15 protein-coding genes and 1 riboswitch are annotated in these 18,291 nt (G+C 36.6%); of the genes, 8 read left to right on the forward strand and 7 right to left on the reverse strand.

What is annotated here, in order from left to right; all coding sequences use genetic code 11:
* Positions 1–175: 175 nt before the first annotated feature.
* The 3 genes from DPQ31_RS04435 to DPQ31_RS04445 all read right to left on the reverse strand — a co-directional run bounded on the left by DPQ31_RS04435 (position 176) and on the right by DPQ31_RS04445 (position 3,643).
* Positions 176–691 carry a type 1 glutamine amidotransferase domain-containing protein gene (locus DPQ31_RS04435; RefSeq protein ID WP_000037539.1) on the reverse strand — a complete coding sequence of 172 codons (516 nt, stop codon included), beginning with the start codon at positions 689–691 and terminating at the stop codon, positions 176–178.
* A gap of 267 nt (positions 692–958) precedes the next feature.
* Positions 959–2,158 carry an ABC transporter permease gene (locus tag DPQ31_RS04440; protein WP_208731583.1) on the reverse strand — a complete coding sequence of 400 codons (1,200 nt, stop codon included), beginning with the start codon at positions 2,156–2,158 and terminating at the stop codon, positions 959–961.
* Between the two features lie 60 nt (positions 2,159–2,218).
* On the reverse strand, positions 2,219–3,643 hold the full coding sequence (locus tag DPQ31_RS04445; RefSeq protein WP_001186296.1) for an amino acid permease: 1,425 nt from the start codon (positions 3,641–3,643) through the stop codon (positions 2,219–2,221).
* A 146-nt stretch (positions 3,644–3,789) separates the two neighbouring features.
* A riboswitch (Lysine riboswitch) is annotated at positions 3,790–3,971 on the reverse strand.
* Between the two features lie 200 nt (positions 3,972–4,171).
* Here DPQ31_RS04445 and racE point away from each other — a divergent pair.
* Both racE and DPQ31_RS04455 read left to right on the forward strand, forming a co-directional pair.
* Entirely contained in the window at positions 4,172–5,002 is an 831-nt protein-coding gene (gene racE, locus DPQ31_RS04450; protein ID WP_085450137.1) for a glutamate racemase, read from the forward strand.
* Positions 5,003–5,114: 112 nt separating this feature from the next.
* On the forward strand, positions 5,115–6,206 hold the full coding sequence (locus tag DPQ31_RS04455) for a DUF3626 domain-containing protein (protein ID WP_097957723.1): 1,092 nt from the start codon (positions 5,115–5,117) through the stop codon (positions 6,204–6,206).
* 69 nt (positions 6,207–6,275) lie between these two features.
* On the opposite strand, the gene gapN is transcribed toward DPQ31_RS04455, so the two are convergent.
* On the reverse strand, positions 6,276–7,715 hold the full coding sequence (gapN, locus tag DPQ31_RS04460; RefSeq protein ID WP_016107897.1) for an NADP-dependent glyceraldehyde-3-phosphate dehydrogenase: 1,440 nt from the start codon (positions 7,713–7,715) through the stop codon (positions 6,276–6,278).
* Between the two features lie 644 nt (positions 7,716–8,359).
* On the opposite strand from gapN, the gene DPQ31_RS04465 reads away from it, so the two are divergent.
* The 5 genes from DPQ31_RS04465 (at position 8,360) to DPQ31_RS04485 (ending at position 14,642) form a co-directional block, all read left to right on the forward strand.
* A complete protein-coding gene (locus DPQ31_RS04465; protein ID WP_208731584.1) occupies positions 8,360–10,120 on the forward strand; it encodes an ABC transporter ATP-binding protein in 1,761 nt (586 codons plus the stop codon).
* A complete protein-coding gene (locus tag DPQ31_RS04470) occupies positions 10,117–12,117 on the forward strand; it encodes an ABC transporter ATP-binding protein (protein WP_097957725.1) in 2,001 nt (666 codons plus the stop codon). Before DPQ31_RS04465 ends, DPQ31_RS04470 begins: the two co-directional genes overlap by 4 nt.
* A 279-nt stretch (positions 12,118–12,396) precedes the next feature.
* Entirely contained in the window at positions 12,397–13,194 is a 798-nt protein-coding gene (locus DPQ31_RS04475; protein WP_199632070.1) for an amino acid ABC transporter substrate-binding protein, read from the forward strand.
* Positions 13,181–13,879, forward strand: coding sequence for an amino acid ABC transporter permease (locus tag DPQ31_RS04480; RefSeq protein WP_000281495.1), 699 nt, complete (start codon positions 13,181–13,183; stop codon positions 13,877–13,879). The genes DPQ31_RS04475 and DPQ31_RS04480 overlap by 14 nt, the downstream gene beginning before the upstream one ends.
* A 28-nt stretch (positions 13,880–13,907) precedes the next feature.
* Positions 13,908–14,642 (forward strand): amino acid ABC transporter ATP-binding protein, encoded by a 735-nt coding sequence (locus DPQ31_RS04485; protein ID WP_085450133.1) that lies wholly within the window; start codon positions 13,908–13,910, stop codon positions 14,640–14,642.
* 50 nt (positions 14,643–14,692) lie between these two features.
* Here the strand turns inward: DPQ31_RS04485 and sasP are convergent, their stop codons facing one another.
* Complete coding sequence (gene sasP / locus DPQ31_RS04490) at positions 14,693–14,896, reverse strand: small acid-soluble spore protein, SasP family (protein ID WP_000013339.1); 204 nt, start codon at positions 14,894–14,896, stop codon at positions 14,693–14,695.
* A 514-nt stretch (positions 14,897–15,410) separates the two neighbouring features.
* On the opposite strand from sasP, the gene DPQ31_RS04495 reads away from it, so the two are divergent.
* The gene (locus tag DPQ31_RS04495) at positions 15,411–15,656 is read left to right on the forward strand and encodes a hypothetical protein (protein ID WP_000510465.1); all 246 of its coding nucleotides are present in this window, start codon (positions 15,411–15,413) and stop codon (positions 15,654–15,656) included.
* Positions 15,657–15,672: 16 nt separating this feature from the next.
* On the opposite strand, the gene DPQ31_RS04500 is transcribed toward DPQ31_RS04495, so the two are convergent.
* Both DPQ31_RS04500 and DPQ31_RS04505 read right to left on the reverse strand, forming a co-directional pair.
* The gene (locus DPQ31_RS04500) at positions 15,673–17,133 is read right to left on the reverse strand and encodes a YheC/YheD family endospore coat-associated protein (protein ID WP_098210394.1); all 1,461 of its coding nucleotides are present in this window, start codon (positions 17,131–17,133) and stop codon (positions 15,673–15,675) included.
* Between the two features lie 20 nt (positions 17,134–17,153).
* Positions 17,154–18,206 carry a YheC/YheD family endospore coat-associated protein gene (locus DPQ31_RS04505; protein WP_208731585.1) on the reverse strand — a complete coding sequence of 351 codons (1,053 nt, stop codon included), beginning with the start codon at positions 18,204–18,206 and terminating at the stop codon, positions 17,154–17,156.
* Between the last annotated feature and the right edge of the window lie 85 nt (positions 18,207–18,291).

Consider the following 18,291-nt stretch of genomic DNA (forward strand, 5'->3'; position numbering starts at 1 on the left):
ACTGCCTATGAATAGTGATTGGGAATTTTAGAGTGAGATAAGAGGTGTATTTGTGGGAGTCGGGTTGCCCATAAACACGCGATTAGTGTGAACTAATAATCAGTGGGGGATGAAATAAATCCCCCACTGATTACATTTTGTTTTTCATACAAATAAAAGAGGTTAACCAAAGTAGCTATCCTAATATACGCAACGATTCTTCAATAAAAGCGGGGATATCTTCCGGTTGTCTACTTGTGACTAGCTGATTTTGGCATACGACTACTTCTTTATCATGAAAGTTTCCGCCAGCATTTTTCAAATCGACCTCAATGGATTTATATCCAGTCACATCGCGTCCTTCAAGTGTTTGTGCAGTGATGAGTAGCTGAGGTCCGTGACAAATAGCGAAAACGGGTTTTTCCGCATCCATAAATGTTTTGCTAAAGTGAACAAAACGTTCATCGGCACGAAGTATATCTGGGGAAAATCCACCCGGTATGAAGAGGGCATCAAAGTTCTCTGGAGAAACATCATCAATACTTTTATCAATTACGACTTCACTTTTTCTTTGCTTACCGTGTACCGTTTTACCTTTTTCCATTTCAATAGTTGTTAATTCATATCCCTTTTGCTTAAAAGCTTCTACTGGCTCTGTATATTCTGTATCCTCGAAATAATCCGTTATTAAAATAGCAATTTTTTTACTCATTGCAGTCAGCTCCTTATATTATAGTATCGGTTCCAGAATCATCCTTGAGCAATGCCTTTTATAAAGTGAAACTTTAATTCATGTTTTTTCATTCCCTCCAGTTCCTTTGCCCTGTTAATTTAATAAATACCCTTTTTATTAGGACGTAAACATGTATTATCGTTTTTGTATGTAAAAATCATAAAATATCGGTTGTTTGAGGAAGAAAAATAAAAAAGCCAAGGAGATAATTTATTTTCTCCTTGGCTTTTAAGATAATTCTTTTCGTTAAAACGAAGAAACACGTTGCTTCGTTTTTGGTACAATAATAAATTTAATCCAGATTACCCCGATTATCATAATAATCAAGGTATGTAGTAATTGACCTGTAGCAATGAGTATAACACTCGAAAATACAATGAGTTGAATGCTTAGTAATATAAAGATTAAGCGAAGAAATTGATTCATTCGTTTTTCAGTATCAATCGGATACAATGCTACAATAATATTTCCCGAAAAATATTTCCACAGGGAACGAAGCTGCATAGAAATCATATATAGGACGATATATGCGATAGCGCCTTTTACGTATGTGTTTGGTATAAAATATAAGGCGAAGGCACCAATCAGCCCTAAGCGAATATATATACCGAAATAATCATTCCCGCGTAAAAATGCTAGTGTATGTAAATAGAAGAAAGTTGCTCGTTTTTTATGTAATAAAGGTTCAATCCAATTTGTAAGCCATTTTCTTTTGTTTACTTGCTTATTAAGTTGCGGAACATCAGTAAAGATGCTAGCAAATTGATAAAAGCGAACATCCATTTTTTCTTCTTGCTCAATTATGTAATCCCACGGTATTCGTTTTGTAGGCTGTTTTTTCGTATATAGAAGTAGGAAAGCAAGTAGTAAGAGCAATCCGCCTAATATGAGAACATGTGCCGAGTAAAATAGCATGTAAATGATTAGGGCGTTACAAGCAATACGAATAATGAACCATATGTTTTTTTCATGGCTATCACGCCACATCCAATGTATGTACAGGTTCCAAGCTTTCGTAATCATTAAAACGATAAAGATTGTACATAAGAACGGTACAGTTAATTGTAATGATTGCATAGCAAGCGGTACGAGAATAAGGAACGTAAATAATAATGGGAAAAGTTGAATGATGTAATTATATAGAAGAGATTTTTTAAAATAAGATGTTAATTTCTCTTCTAACGCAAGTAAATAGACGGCATCTGGTCTTTGAATAAAGGTGCGAATGGGACATCTCATTATAATAAATGTAAGAACGGTCGTTATGAGTATGAGAGATATTCCTTTAGAAGGAGATGCTTTTAGAAACTGAGCATAATAATATGCGCCAACGCATGAAATAAAGATAAAGCTATATAGTAAACCGTTAATCATACGTGCAAAGTATGTAATGATATTTTGCATATGTTGTTGGAAGCGACTGCTCCATAGTGATTCAATTGACATGTTTTTCACCTCTTTGTTCTATTATATATGTTTTACAAAAGAAAAAACGAGCAAATTGCGTTATGCAACTTGCCCGTTTTTCTTTTCGTTATTTTTCTTCTGATCACGATTCATTAATGGATAGAAGGCAAAGCCGATTACGAATAAACCAATTCCGAGAAGGAACGTTTTTATATCGGATGCGCCCGTTTTAATAACCCATAGTGCGTAGCAAAGTGCAATAACTGCGACTATACCATCTGTAATTCTTGCCCGCATTTCATTTTTATACGTTTCACCAGTTGCGACTAGTTTTAACTGGAAGATCGGTGAAACGAGATATGGAATGAGATAGGCCAGTGTTGATACGGTAATAACGAATGTATAAGCTTCCGCAATGGTTCCTGATAATGTTGAGAATAAGAACACTTGCGACATAATGTTTGTTAATCGTAATGAGTAAATTGGACTTCCTTTTTTATTTGTTTTTGTGAAGAAGGAAGGGAAGAAACCTTCTTTTGCTGCTTGATACGGTACTTCTGAGCTTAATAAAATCCAGCCTAAGATAGAACCGAACAGGGAAGTAAGAGCAAGCAATGCCATCAGTTTCCCGCCACCATGACCCATTGCAGCATTTAGTGCATCTGCTAACGGACGTTCAGAAGCTTGTAATGTATCAACGTGAAGGACACCCATTGTTAAAATTGTAATTCCTAAGTAAATTGCAACTGTAATAAGTAATCCCGCAACTGTTGCCCGTTTTACCGTTTTTGGAGAAACAGCCCGGTTTGATAAAAGAACGGCTGATTCAATTCCGATAAACGCCCAAAGCGTTGTAAGAGCAGCTAAATTTACTTGTGAAAGAAGGCCGTGTGATACACCTGATTTATCAATCATCGGTGTGTACCATTGTCCAAACTTAGAAGCTTCGAATGCAAATAACGTAACGACGATAAATAAAAGGAATCCAGTTACTTTCGTTGTTGTTGCTAAGAAGTTTAGCTTTCCAGCTCCGCTTACACCATTAGTTAATATAATATGAGTTCCCCAAAGTAAGATGGAACAAATCGTAAATGTAATTAGTTTTCCGACTTCTATGTTAAACGAACCGATTGAAAATAGTAGTCGTGTATCTTTCATAATTGGGAAGAAGAGTGATAAATATCCCGCGAAAGATGTAATGATGGCAACGTTACTTGCCCAGTTTGCAACCCAATATCCCCATACCATACTGAAACCAGCCATTTTTTTCTTTTTTGGTGTTGAGAATAAAGCATATGCATGACTTTGTGGTCCTGTCGTTAAATCAGGACGACGAATTGCTAAATTACCAAAAACAAGAGCTAGCATTAAAACACCAAACCCTGTTGTTAACCAAGCTAAAGTGACACCGAGTGGGCTTGCTGTTTGTGCCAACGTACTTGGCACCATGAAAATACCAGCGCCAACCATGTTACCGACAACGAAAGCTGTTAGTACCCAAAAGCCCCATTTTTTTTGTTGCATAGAAAATACCTCCAAAGTTAGTATAACCAAGTCAAGCGAGGAGATATGTATGTCTTCCGATTAGAGAAGAGAAGTCCCAAACAAAACAAAAAAAGCACGTAATTTGCCGCTACATGCTTTCTATCTTATAAGAAACCCACGACATACCTCTCGATAGCTCTCCACAAACGAAACGTTTGTGACAGTTCTGCACTTATTAAATGCAGACCCAGCAAGTGTGCATGGTGGACACGACTTACTTCGGCAATCATTCCTTTCTCATTTCTTCATCAATGCCACTACATCTCCTGAAATGATACTCTTAATGACTGCAACCTCTACCTCACCGAGATACGAATGAGGATTTAAATATTAAATTAACGTATTTAAGAGTAACAAATGTATTTTTATACGTCAATGGATATAGTAATAATCAGATTATAGAGAAGAGTTTGTGATTAAAAGAGAAAGGGATTATTATGTAATATTGAATTTTCATAATATAATAAATGTTATTGACGCTAGAAGATTGAGAAGGGGATGAAGTATATGTCTGTATGTCATAAACATTCAGTAATAGGTGTGCTAGATTCGGGAGTTGGGGGATTAACAGTTGCGAGTGAAATTATAAGACAATTGCCTAAAGAGAGCATTTATTATATTGGTGATAATGAGCGTTGTCCGTATGGGCCAAGAAGTGTAGAAGAGGTACAATCTTTCGTATTTGAAATGGTTGAGTTCCTCAAACAGTTTCCGTTAAAAGCGCTAGTGGTAGCATGTAATACTGCTGCAGCTGCTGCATTGACTGCGCTGCAAGAAGCACTGTCTATTCCGGTTATTGGCGTTATACATCCGGGAGCAAGAGCGGCAATTAAAGTGACAAAGAAAGGGGAAATCGGAGTAATTGGAACTGTAGGTACGATACAGTCTAATATGTACGAAAAAGCATTACACGAGCTTGATACATATTTGGAAGTGCATAGTCACGCGTGCCCGACTTTAGCTACAGTTGTAGAAAATCAATTAGAAGATACAGCATATGTAACGCAGCAAGTGAAACAAGCTTTACTGCCATTAACGAAAGAAGATATAGATACGTTAATTCTTGGGTGTACGCATTATCCACTTCTAGAGTCCTATATAAAAAAGGAACTAGGAGAAGATGTAACGATTATTAGTTCTGCAGAAGAAACAGCGATAGAATTAAGCACAATTTTACAGCATAAAGGAATCCTGTCTGACAATTTGAATCCGAAGCATCGATTTTTTACAACAGGCTCTATTTTATCATTTGAACATATTGCTGAGCGTTGGCTAGGATATGAAATTTCTGTAGAATGTGTACATTTACCTATAAAAAATGCGCGTGTGTATAATTAGGAATTATGAAATTACGTTTGGTTTAATAAATTAGGTTAGTTGCATAAGAAGGAAAGAACAAGCTTTTAATTGAAAGGATTAAGGTCATTTCAATTAAAGGAGAGGTTTGATTATGGAATTATCAAGGTCTCAATTATTTGCTTTAGAGTATATTTCAAAATATGCAGAGAACGAAAAACGTGGGGCTAAAGCAACAATTAATCATATACTTAATATGTCTAATATTACAGATGAAATGTTTGAAGAAGCTGTCGTTAATTTAAAATCAAACGCGAGGATTGCTTTACACTTTCATCCAGACAGACTAGATTCGAATATGAAAAGTATTGCTGAAGCACTGTTTGAGCAAGGAATATATAAAAGTCAGTTTGAAACATTGCTATCTAACGGAAGCGTATCTGCTTATCCTGGTGGTGAACGTGACCTTTGGGAAAAGAGAATATTTGGAGGGGCATATCAGCTTGAGGGTGTAACGAATGATCAACGGCCAAAGTATGGAGCGCTAAATTTAATGTTACATCCAGATGGGCCTGCTCCGCGTTTTGGGTCCTGTTATTTTCTCTTATCTCCAAAAGTTTCTTATCGCTCTACATATACGTATTTAGATTCGCATCAAGATCCAAAAGAAAAGGGGACTTATGAAGAGTTTGATATGATTTTAGCTGCTCTTTTGGAAGAGGCATTCGTAAGAGAGTGTGCAATTGGTAAGGAGAATTTGACTCCAACAAGATTAGTTAATCATTTACTGGCTAATCTGGAAAGGCCGTTGATAGATTTAATAAACAAAGAGTCAGCCCGTAATCTTAACCATTATATTGAAGCACAAGTTCATGGAGATATTTCTCTTAAAGAAGACGTGGAGGCGCTTGTTGTAGATCCTTCATTTAAGGGTACGGATGTAGGAAGAACTTTAGAAGAAATTTGCCTGAAGTATGCTATTGATTTGTATTGGCACATGGGTTTTGTACTTGCGATAGACGAAGTTCCAATGGATTTTAGAGGTTCAAAAATGCCATCTTTAGCAAGGCGCATTGCACAGAATCATTGTATCGATGCAAATATAATTGGTTCTGCTGTAGTGGATTTGAAACGCAATTCATTATCTTGGAGTGATCGTGGAACTTATGAAGAAGTGCTTCAGGAATTAAAATTATTATGGCATGTTTTAGTTCGATTTGGAAAACCAAATCGAAAGCAAAACTAAATGCCCGTTTTTTGGAAGTATCCATATAAAAAGAAGCTGATCTAAAACTAGATCAGCTTCTATATAAGATTAAACTAAGTTCAATACAGTTACTTTTTCACGTGTCATAGACTCAAGGCTCTTACGAATACCTTGTGCGCCCATACCTGAACCTTTTACACCGATGAATGGGAAGTGGTCAGGGCCGCGCTCTGTGCGTCCGTTAATTTGAACAGAACCAGTTTCGATTTTGTTAGCAATTGCAAATGCTTTGTTAATGTCTTTTGTGAAGACACTTGCTTGTAAGCCGAACTCTGATTTGTTAGCAATTTCAATTGCTTGCTCATCTGAAGAAACGCGGATGATTGGAAGGATTGGGCCAAATGGCTCTTCCCAAGCAACTTTCATTTCTTCAGTTACGTGGTCGATTAATGTTGGGTAAATTAAGTTACGCTCACGTTTGTTACCGATAACGATTGTTGCACCTTTTTCAACAGCGTCGTCAACTAAACCTTGAACGAAGTCAGCAGACTTGTCGTCGATTAATGGAACGATTGTGCTGTCTTGTTCTGGAGATCCAACTGATAGCTCAGCTACTTGCGCTTTTAATAAGCCAACAAGCTCGTCCGCTACGTTTTCGTGTACAAGTACACGTTTAATAGCTGTACAACGTTGACCAGAGTAAGAGAATGCACCGCTTACGATATGGTTTGCAGCATCTTGTAAGTCAGCATCTTCACGAACGATACCAGGGTCTTTACCACCAAGTTCTAATACAAGTGGAATCATTGCAGCTTTTTTCGCTAAATGTTTACCTGTGTTTGTACCACCTGTGAACGATACCATATTGATGCCTTCGTGTTCTACTAAGTAGTCACCAATTACAGAACCGCGTCCTGTCGCTACGTTTACAAGACCTTTTGGAAGGCCAGCTTTATGAAGTGCTTCAACCATTTTAATACCACTAATTGCACCTTGAGTTGCTGGTTTGAAAATAACAGCGTTACCCATAATTAATGCTGGTGCAAGTTTTGCAGCAGATAAGTTTACTGGATAGTTAAATGGTGCGATTGCTAATACAACACCAAGTGGTGCGCGTTGGATAATCGCAAGTTTAGATTTCGTTCCGCCAGGGAAGCTATCGCCCATCATGCTTTCTCCGTGCATATGTAAAGCTTCTTCGATAGTATAACGAATGAAGTCAGCTGTACGTACAACTTCTTTTTTCGCATCTTTATAACCTTTACCGACTTCTTTCATAATGATATCGGCAATTTCATCTTGCATATTTACGAGCTCATCAGCCCATTTATATAAATATTTTGCGCGATCTTGTAGAGAAGCTTCAGCCCATGATTTTTGAGCTTCTTTTGCAGATGCAATTGCTTCATCTACTTCTCCGCGAGTAATTGCTTGTACTTGACCAATTACTTCGTGTAAGTATGGAGATGGAATGTCGATTGTTTGTCCTGAAGAGCTTTCTCTCCATTCTCCGTTTAAATAAAATTTGTACGTATTGCTAGTTGTCATGATTAGTCCTCCTAAAATAGCAACTTGTAAGAGTGAGTATAAGGTGATTGTAGGGGGTTTGATAATATTTTTCAAATGAAATGTTTGTGAAAACGATTTCTTATTCTTTTTTTATTTTGTATGCCCTTTCTTACAGAAGATTCCCTTATTTCAAACTGCTTTATCTCGTCAGAAATCCTCTTCATTTTATCGTGATTGGTATCTATTTTCTTCAATTTGCAAAAAAATAATTGACAGAATACTCAAAGAAGTTATAAGATTATAAATGGAAAATAAATGAAAGGGGTGTGCGTAATGATTGTAATCGTAAATGTAATGGGCTTAGCTCTGTTAAATAACGGAAAACATTCATATCATTACGCAACCCGTACGGATATATAGGGCATTTTTGTCTTATAAAAAGCGTACGTTGCGTATATCGTAACGTACGCTTTTATGCATTTTTGTGCATATCGTCAAGCGACGGTATGCTTTTTTTTGTCCAATTTGCTTGTTTCCATACTTTGTATGGTTACTATAAAACTGAAATTTGGAAGGTGGAAAAATGTGATGAGATTGTATGGGTTACGAAATGTAAATGTGATTGGTTTGGATAGCGGATAAAGAAATGAGAGTGAAACGAAAACGAGAAGGGAGAGGTTACATTGTTTTCAGTATTACTAAAGTTAAGATGGTTTTTTAAAGAGCATTGGAAGAGATATAGTATCGCAATTGGTGCGCTTTTAATTGTAAATATAGTTGAAGTTATTCCCCCAAAAGTACTAGGGGTTACGATTGATAACATAAAAACAGGAACGTTAACGAATGCAGCAATTATGGAGTCTATTCTTATTTTAATAGGAGTTACGATAGTTGGATATGGCCTTACTTTTGTTTGGCAGCATCAATTGTTTGGAGGTGCGTTCGTACTTGAGAAGACGATGCGCTCGAAATTTATGGGGCATTTACTCAAGATGACACCGACGTTTTATCAAAAAAATCGTACTGGCGATTTAATGGCGAGAGCAACAAACGATTTAAAAGCAATCGCTATGACAGCTGGTTTTGGTATATTAACGCTTGTAGATTCTAGTTTATATATGCTTACAATCGTTTTTATGATGGGATTTACAATAAGTTGGGAGCTTACATTAGCGGCCCTTATACCGCTGCCAATTATGGCATATGCGATGAATATATATGGAAAGAAATTGCATGAAAGGTTTACAGTTGCGCAAGATGCGTTCGGTGATATGAATGATAAAGTACTTGAATCAATTGCTGGCGTGCGCGTGATTCGTGCATACGTACAAGAGAACGCAGATCAGGAAAGATCTCATCATTTAGGAGATGACGTCTACGAAAAGAATATGAAGGTAGCAAGAATCGATGCGTTATTCCAACCAACTGTGAAAATGCTTGTCGGTCTTAGTTATTTAATTGGTTTAGTGTACGGTGCATACCTTGTATTTCAATCAAAGGTGACACTTGGCGAACTCGTTTCCTTTAACGTGTATTTAGGGATGATGATTTGGCCGATGTTTGCAATTGGCGAATTAATTAATGTTATGCAAAGAGGAAATGCTTCGTTAGATCGTGTGAATGAAACGTTAGCATATGAACCAGATGTAAAGAATCCGAAAAATCCAAAGCTTGTACACGAGCCTGATTATATTCAGTTTGATGAAGTTTCTTTTTCCTATCCTTCATCATCTGAAGAAAATTTAAAAAAGGTTTCTTTTACATTAAAACAAGGAGAAACGCTAGGGGTTGTCGGAAAAACAGGAAGCGGAAAAACGACGCTTGTACGTCAGCTTCTTCGTCAATATCCGCTTGGAGAAGGGGATATTGCAGTTTCTGATGTGACATTAGATAAAATGACGAGTGATAATGTACTCGGGTGGATTGGATATGTACCTCAGGAGCACATTTTATTCTCAAAAACAGCGAGGGAAAATATTTTATTCGGAAACAGGGAAGCGACTGAAGAAGAGCTCGAGAAAGCCATTGAAATTGCTGCGTTTACAAAAGACTTAGAGTTTTTACCAGAAGGATTAGAAACGCTCGTTGGAGAGAAAGGTGTTTCGTTATCAGGAGGGCAAAAGCAAAGGATTTCGATTGCGAGAGCGGTTATTCAAAATCCAGAAATATTAATTTTGGACGATTCGTTATCAGCTGTCGATGCTCGTACGGAAGCGGCGATCATTGAAAATATAAGAACGGAAAGAAGCGGAAAGACGACGATTATTACGACGCACCGTTTATCTGCCGTACAACATGCAGATTGGATTCTCGTTATGGATGACGGCGAAGTTATGGAAGAAGGCACGCATGACCAGTTACTTCGAAACGGAGGCTGGTATGCTGAGCAGTTTGAAAGACAACAAGGTGAAAATGAGAGTGCGGATAGTGGGGTGAAAATATGAGTGTTTCAAAACGATTGTTTCAATATGCGATGAAAGTAAAAGGGACGATTTTTGCAGCGATGGCGATGTTATTTATTTTCGTTATCGCTGAGCTTGCCGGTCCGTTCGTCGCTAAAACGATGATTGACGATCATATCGTCGCGATAGAAAAATCTTGGTATGAGACAGAAAAGAGTGAAGATGCTGTTGCATATAATGGCGCCTATTATATGCGAAGTGATCGCTTTGCACAAGGTGAGAAAAAAGGAAAAGAAGTACGCGTGATGCAAGTCGGTTTTCAATATTACTTTGTACCAAATAAAGTAAATATTGAAGGGTCACGTTCTGTGAAAGGGGATATGATTACCATTCAAAATGGTAAGGCGGTGCAAGTGTATAAAGCGAAAGCATTAACGAAGGAAGAAGTGTTTGCGTTTTATAAGCCAGAAATAAACCCCCTACTGTTACTTGGTGGAGGCTATTTTGCTCTATTAGTAATTGTGTCATTATTTGCATATGGAAAGCAGTTTTTCTTACAGAAGGCAGCAAACAAAATTATTCAAATTATGAGGGAAGACGTCTTCTCTCATATTCAAACGTTACCGATCAGGTACTTTGATCATTTACCAGCAGGGAAAATCGTTTCGCGTGTAACGAATGATACAGAGGCGATTCGGGATTTATACGTAACAGTGCTTGCGACATTCGTCTCTAGTTTCATTTATATTATCGGGATATTTGCAGCGCTATTTTTACTCGATGTGAAACTTGCGTCGTTCTGTTTATTAATTATCCCAATTTTAATTGTTTGGGCGATTTTATATAGAAAGTATGCATCTGTATACAATCATAAAATGCGTTCACGTTTATCCGATATTAACGGTACAGTGAATGAATCGATTCAAGGGATGCCAATTATTCAAACGTTCCGTCAAGAGCGTGAAACGAAAAAAGAGTTTGAAGAATTAAATGGCGATTATTTTAAGTATCAAAATAAAATTTTAAATTTAAATGCAGCAACTTCGCATAACTTAGTGTCTGTATTACGAAATATCGCTTTCACAGGTGTGATTTGGTATTTCGGGGGAGCTTCATTAAGTGCTTCAGGCATCATTTCTCTAGGGATACTGTATGCGTTTGTCGATTATTTAACGAGATTGTTCTCACCAATTACAAATATGGTAAATCAGCTTGCTAACTTAGAACAATCGCGCGTTGCGTCAGAGCGTGTCTTCGAATTGCTAGAGGAAAAGGGAGAGGCAGTGGAAGAAGAGCGCATGCCTCGCTTGCAAGGAAATGTGAAGTTTGATAATGTTTCGTTTTCTTATAATGGAAAAGATGAAGTGCTAAAAAATATTTCTTTTGAAGCGAAGCAAGGCGAGACAGTAGCACTTGTCGGTCATACTGGATCAGGAAAAAGTTCCATTATGAATGTACTCTTTCAATTTTATGAGTTTGAAAAAGGGAAGCTTACGATTGACGGTCACGATGTAAAAGAAATGCCGAAACAAGCAACTCGTGAGCATATGGGAATCGTATTACAAGATCCGTTTTTATTTAGCGGGACGGTCGCTTCCAATGTAAGCTTAGAGAACGAAAAAATTTCAAAAGATCGCATCGTAAAAGCATTACGTGATGTGGGTGCGGAAAGGTTTGCGAACAATATAAACGAAGAAATTACGGAGAAAGGAAGTACACTTTCAACCGGAGAACGCCAGCTTATATCGTTTGCTAGGGCACTCGCTTTTGATCCAGCCATTTTAATTTTAGATGAAGCAACATCTAGTATTGATACAGAGACAGAGGCAATGATTCAACAAGCGCTAGAAGTTGTGAAAAAAGGGAGAACGACGTTTATTATTGCTCACCGTCTTTCAACAATTAAAAGTGCGGATCAAATTATTGTACTCGATAGAGGAACAATCTTAGAAAAAGGCTCTCATGATGAATTAATGAAAAAGCGTGGCCGTTATTACGATATGTACAAAACGCAAATGGAAGGAAACCAGAGCGCTTAATGCGGGGAAGAACTTGCGATTGTCGCAAGTTCTTTTTTGTTGGCAAAATGTCGGCGATAAAGGTACATAATAAGAAGTATTATTTTACCTTTCCTACAATTAATGCTATATTAAAAAATGTTACTTATTTTTTGTATGTAGCGTTATTTTTCCATTTTGTTTGATTATGAAGAAAAAGGATAAACTAAATAAGAACATTTTCATTGAAAAATTGTTCAAGATTGCATACAATCAATATAGTTTTTAAATTCCTATCAGAATACTTGGAGGATTACCATCATGAAAAAATTATTTTCAGTGCTTGCAGTAACTACATTAGCGATCGGGATTGTAGCCGGCTGCGGTAAAGAAGAGAAAAAAGATACAGCTAGTCAAGACGCATTACAAAAGATTAAACAAAGCGGTGAACTTGTAATTGGTACAGAAGGTACATACCCACCATTTACGTTCCACGATTCAAGCAATAAATTAACTGGATTTGACGTTGAATTAGCAGAAGAAGTTGCAAAACGTTTAGGTGTAAAACCTGTATTTAAAGAAACACAATGGGATAGCTTACTTGCTGGTTTAGATGCGAAGCGTTTCGATATGGTTGCGAACGAAGTTGGTATTCGTGAAGATCGTCAAAAGAAATATGATTTCTCTAAACCATACGTTTCATCTTCAGCAGTATTAGTTATTGCAAAAGATAAAGATAAACCTGCTACATTTGCTGATGTAAAAGGGTTAAAAGCAGCGCAATCTTTAACAAGTAACTATGCAGATATTGCTAAGAAAAATGGTGCGGAAATTACTAACGTAGAAGGCTTTAGCCAAGCGGCAGAATTATTAAACACTGGCCGTGTTGATTTCACAATTAATGATAAGTTATCAGTATTAAACTACTTAGAAACGAAAAAAGATGCAAAAATTAAAATTGTAGATACAGAAAAAGAAGCTTCACAAAGTGGATTCTTATTCCGTAAAGGTAGCGATGAGCTTGTACAAGAAGTTGATAAAGCGTTAGAAGATATGAAAAAAGATGGTACGTACGACAAAATAGCGAAAAAATGGTTCGGTGAAAATGTATCTAAGTAGTGCATTGGTTTCAGATCGATTGTCTACTTGGATAGATATTATGCAGTCTTCCTTCATGCCTATGCTGAAGGAAGCTGTCTTTACGACAATTCCATTAACGCTTATTACATTCATTATCGGAATTATACTGGCGACGTTAACAGCGCTCGCGCGTATTTCAGGTAGTCGTATTTTACAATGGATTGCTCGTATCTATGTATCTATCATTCGCGGAACGCCACTTCTTGTACAGTTATTTATTATTTTCTATGGTCTTCCAACTCTTAATATTGAAGTTGAGCCGTATACAGCAGCAGTTATTGGATTTTCATTAAATGTTGGTGCGTATGCATCTGAAATTATTCGTGCTTCTATCCTTTCAATTCCGAAAGGACAGTGGGAAGCAGCTTATACAATTGGGATGACATATCCACAAGCATTAAAACGTGTTATTTTACCGCAAGCAACGCGCGTATCAATTCCGCCGCTTTCGAATACATTTATTAGCTTAGTGAAGGATACTTCATTAGCATCGTTAATTTTAGTAACAGAAATGTTCCGAAAAGCGCAGGAAATTGCGGCAATGAACTATGAGTTTTTAATTGTTTATTTTGAAGCAGGTCTTATTTATTGGGTTATTTGTTTCTTATTATCAATCGTACAACAGATGTTAGAAAAGCGTTCAGAACGCTACACATTAAAATAATCCTTTTACAAAAGGAGTTTTTGTTTTTATGATTTCAATTCAGCACTTACAAAAAAGTTTCGGAGATAATACCGTACTAAAGCATATAGATCTATCAGTTGAGAAGGGTGAAGTTGTTGTTATTATCGGACCTTCTGGATCTGGTAAAACGACGTTTCTACGTTGCCTAAACGTTCTAGAAACACCGAACGCTGGTAGCATTCGTATCGGCAATAAAGAGCTTGATTTCGCTCAAAAAGTATCCAAGAAAGATATTGTAAATCTTCGTACACAAACAGGAATGGTGTTCCAACATCATAACTTATTCCCGCATTTAACAGCCATTCAAAATGTAATGGAAGGGCTCGTTACAGTGAAAAAGATGGGGAAAGAAGAAGCGAAGAAAAAAGCAAACTACTTCCTTGAAAAAGTTGGTTTAGCAGATAAAGTGGATTTATATCCGTTCCAATTATCAGGGGGACAACAACAGCGCGTTGGAATTGCTCGCGCGCTTGCGATGGAGCCGGAAGTGTTACTATTTGATGAACCGACGTCAGCACTTGATCCTGAACTCGTTCAAGAAGTTCTAAAGGTAATGAAAGAACTTGCTAAAGAAGGCATGACGATGGTTATTGTAACGCATGAGATGCGTTTTGCTCATCAAATTGCGAATCGCGTTATTTTTATGGATGGCGGTGTCGTTGTCGAACAAGGTATACCAGAAGATGTATTTACAAATCCAAAAGAAGAACGAACGAAGAAGTTTTTACAAATGCTTCAATAATTAAGAAAGGTCTCAAGGCATATGCCTTGAGACCTTTTTGCCATATATATTTATTTTTGGAATCCGCCAAGGCTTTGCTCAGCCATTGCAACTAGACGTTTTGTGATTTCTCCACCAACAGAACCGTTAGCACGAGCCGTAGAATCTGCTCCTAATTGTACACCAAATTCTTGAGCGATTTCGTACTTCATTTGATCGATTGCAGCTGTTGCTCCTGGTACTACTAATTGATTTGAAGAATTTTGGTTTGCCATAGGAATATATCCTCCTTAGAGTTATAAAAATTTTTTTGGTTGGACTAGCTGGATTTGAACCAGATATTATCGCCCCGTTTGGCGCTAATCCATCGGTAATTAAGTTTGTACTCATAGTATGGATGTTACCTAGAAAGATATACAAAATAATAATTTGTAAATTTTGTCAAAAAAATGTAGTGATTTCGTAAATTATGAAATAAGAGTAATCGTTGTATTTTTAAGAAAGAAGGCTAAACTAAGAGCGATATTAAATATGGTGTTCTCTTTGAATCCTGCTATGTTAGGGCTAATAATTAGCTTTTTATTAATCGTTTATGAAAGTGAGATACATTACAATTGCAGCTTAGTAATATAAAAACTAAAAGGCATTAACTTCTCATTTCTAGTTTAACTAAGGATGGGGCATGGAAAGGAAAGGAACTGACCGTATCTACTCATGGCTAGATGCTTTCTTCAACCTAAAAAGAAAGTCTTTAAATGATTTTAAACGATAATGTATGGAGGAATCATGATGGGGATTTGCCCGCTTTGTAACGCATTAGAATCACAAACATATTCTTGTCAAAATTGCCAAGGTATACTCCAAGATTATGGGAAAACTGTTGATTACATAGACGATTATAGTGCGTATATGGATCAGGAATTATTAAGTGAGGTAGATGGATTAACACATAATCATTCACAAGAATATTGCAATCATATTTTTTATTGCGGAGTATGTAACGTGGAAACGGAGGTTGTAGTAAAACTTGTGTAAATAGAAAACTTCCACCTTATGAATGAGGTGGAAGTTTTTGTTTTCGTATTTGTGAGTGAATCATAGGAGAAGGGATGTGTTCGGTGTTTGATGAAGTCCCTAATTTCATTTGGGACATTTTTTCTTTTGCATCGCGCAAAGAATGTTCAGTTAAGTAGATAGCATATTCGTAAAATAATTGGCGCGTCAGTTCACTTTGTTCTTTTAACTTTTCATCTTGGAATACAGTTCGCCCAGGTTTTGAGTTTGCTTCAAATAGCCACGGATTTTCCTGCATGTCTAAACCAATATCAAAACCGATTTCTCCAATGTTCCCAGTTACTTGCCCATCGAGCGCGTAACTTATTTGCAAGGCTGTTTGTTTTAATTTATTTTCAATTTGAACTTGTTTCGTTGAATCTGGAAAAAGTTCTTGTAGTAATTTTGTATCACCACCGCTATTTACATGTGTAGTTAAGCTACCTTTGCCAGCAATTTTGGCGACGATGGCACTGACGACCCAATTACCGAAATGGTTTTTATTTGTATGAATGCGAAAATCAACAGGTTGCCCGTCGAAGCGAAGTAAAGAAATACCTTGCTGTACGATAAACTTCTTTAAATCATGTCCTTTTAATACGTGGTTCAGAAGTGTTTCTAATGATTGATACTTTCTTAGTTTATTCTCTTCATTTTCGCGATAACGACAGTAGTAGCAATTCTCTGTTTGAGAATAAAATAGTTGATGAATATTTCTTCCGAAGCTACCGTGTATCGGTTTCATGTAAATTGATTTATATGTGCCAAGAAACCGTTCTACTTGTTCGAAGTGCTGAAATGTCTCTGTGTTTGGTAATAAAGGCACAATTGAATCGTCCTTCATAAGAAGTTGATGAACGTCCCATTTATTAAAAAATCCTGGGTTAAACCATGGAATGTTATAGTCATGTTCTAATTTCCTTTTTGCTCTAACGATTGGTTTATAATTTTCTGCTTTACGATTTGGTAGTCGATCGTAAATGACATTTGGCAAAGGAACTTTTTTCTTTAGCCATTTTCCTTCTTGAAAGAAATACCCATCAATCGTTTCTTCTTCCCAGTTTATATGTTGAACGCCAAAAACGAATACGAACGGTCGTAATGTAAATGGTGGTGTTAGCAACTCACTGAGAGATGTGGAACGGTTTCCTAAAGGAATAGGTGAGTCATCGTTAAAACCAGTTGTGAAAATACCGACTAATGGTCCGAAAATAATTGTTTCATCTTGTGTAAAGGCATGAATGGTAGTGGAATGAGGGAGTAAAAGTTTTTCTGCAATTCGTTTTCCAATCATAATTTCACGAGTAAAGGAATAATGAATTTTTACCTCTTCACTTGCAACATGGCGTCTGCCGAAGGAAAGGGATGTAATAGGTGGTGTAATAGAAAAAATGTAAGGTAAAGTAATACTATTTGGATGCTCATCTGAAATGTTTAATGTATATATGTGCTCTTTCAAAATGGGATTCCCTCCTTTCGTTATGGTGTAAAGCGGCTAAATTTTAGTGGTCCGTGAAAGATCTTTTCAGCTAACGAATCATTATGATGAATGTAACGTTCGTAAGGGGGAATCGTGTTGACATACATAAGCCAAATCGCCCCTTTTTGATCCATAATTGTGGAAAGTTCTAGTTCGAATAAAGAAGAATAAGATTGATCTAATGTTTGAAACACTTCATTTATAATGTCGTGTAAAGCGTCTTGTAATAGTTGCACACCGGTATTAGATAGTACATATTTAATTTTTGATAATGAATGCAGCGAGGAATCATCCGTTACGGAAAGTAAAAATTGGTTCGGAAATGAGCTTTTTTGTATAAATTGACCGATAACGTTCCATTTTTGTTCTTTATTTTTTTGCAAAATGGTTCGAATGTGGAGTGGATACGTTAGTTGATTCGGTGGTTGTAGCATCGTATGGGTGATATAACGTGCAGATTGTATGTTAGATTTGTACCAAGATATAAACTCATCTGTCCGTTTGATTGGAGTAGAAGTATGATATGCGTCATGTATTGTATCGATATGAAACGTTTTATTTTTATAAGCGATCCGGTACAGACTTTCATTGGAATGTGTATGAGTAGGACGTATAATAATATCTTTTGTTTTTAATAAAAGTTTGAAAATGTTTTGTATCGTTGCTATTTCAAATTTTGGTATATAAGGAAATAATTTTTTATTAGTAAGAAATAAATCATGTAGTTCGCTTAAGTCAATAAGTGTGTTATTTAAAAAGGTAGTGGAAGGACGGTTGTGTAATGAATGAATAATTGATTTAGCTTTTTCAAAGTCTGTATCCTCGTTAAAAGAAGAACGATCGTATATATAAGAAGGAATAGGGAATGTTTGCTCTTTCCATTTTCCTGTATCTGTATCATAAATAAGACCAGAAACAAGGTCTGTTTTAGGATCAATACAAAATGGTGTAAACTGGGCAACGACATTATGATAAAGCCGAGCGCGTTTGGCGATTTCGGTGTAATACGTTTGCTCATAATGAGGCCGGGAAGTTAAAATACCGAGAACCAACGAAATCACTCCTTTACTAACAAAGTGTTGGCATAATAGGCGAAGCTATATATTGCAAATACTTTTTTATACCATTATACTTTTG

This window comes from Bacillus sp. COPE52 (assembly GCF_003355115.1).
Lineage (GTDB): Bacteria > Bacillota > Bacilli > Bacillales > Bacillaceae_G > Bacillus_A > Bacillus_A toyonensis.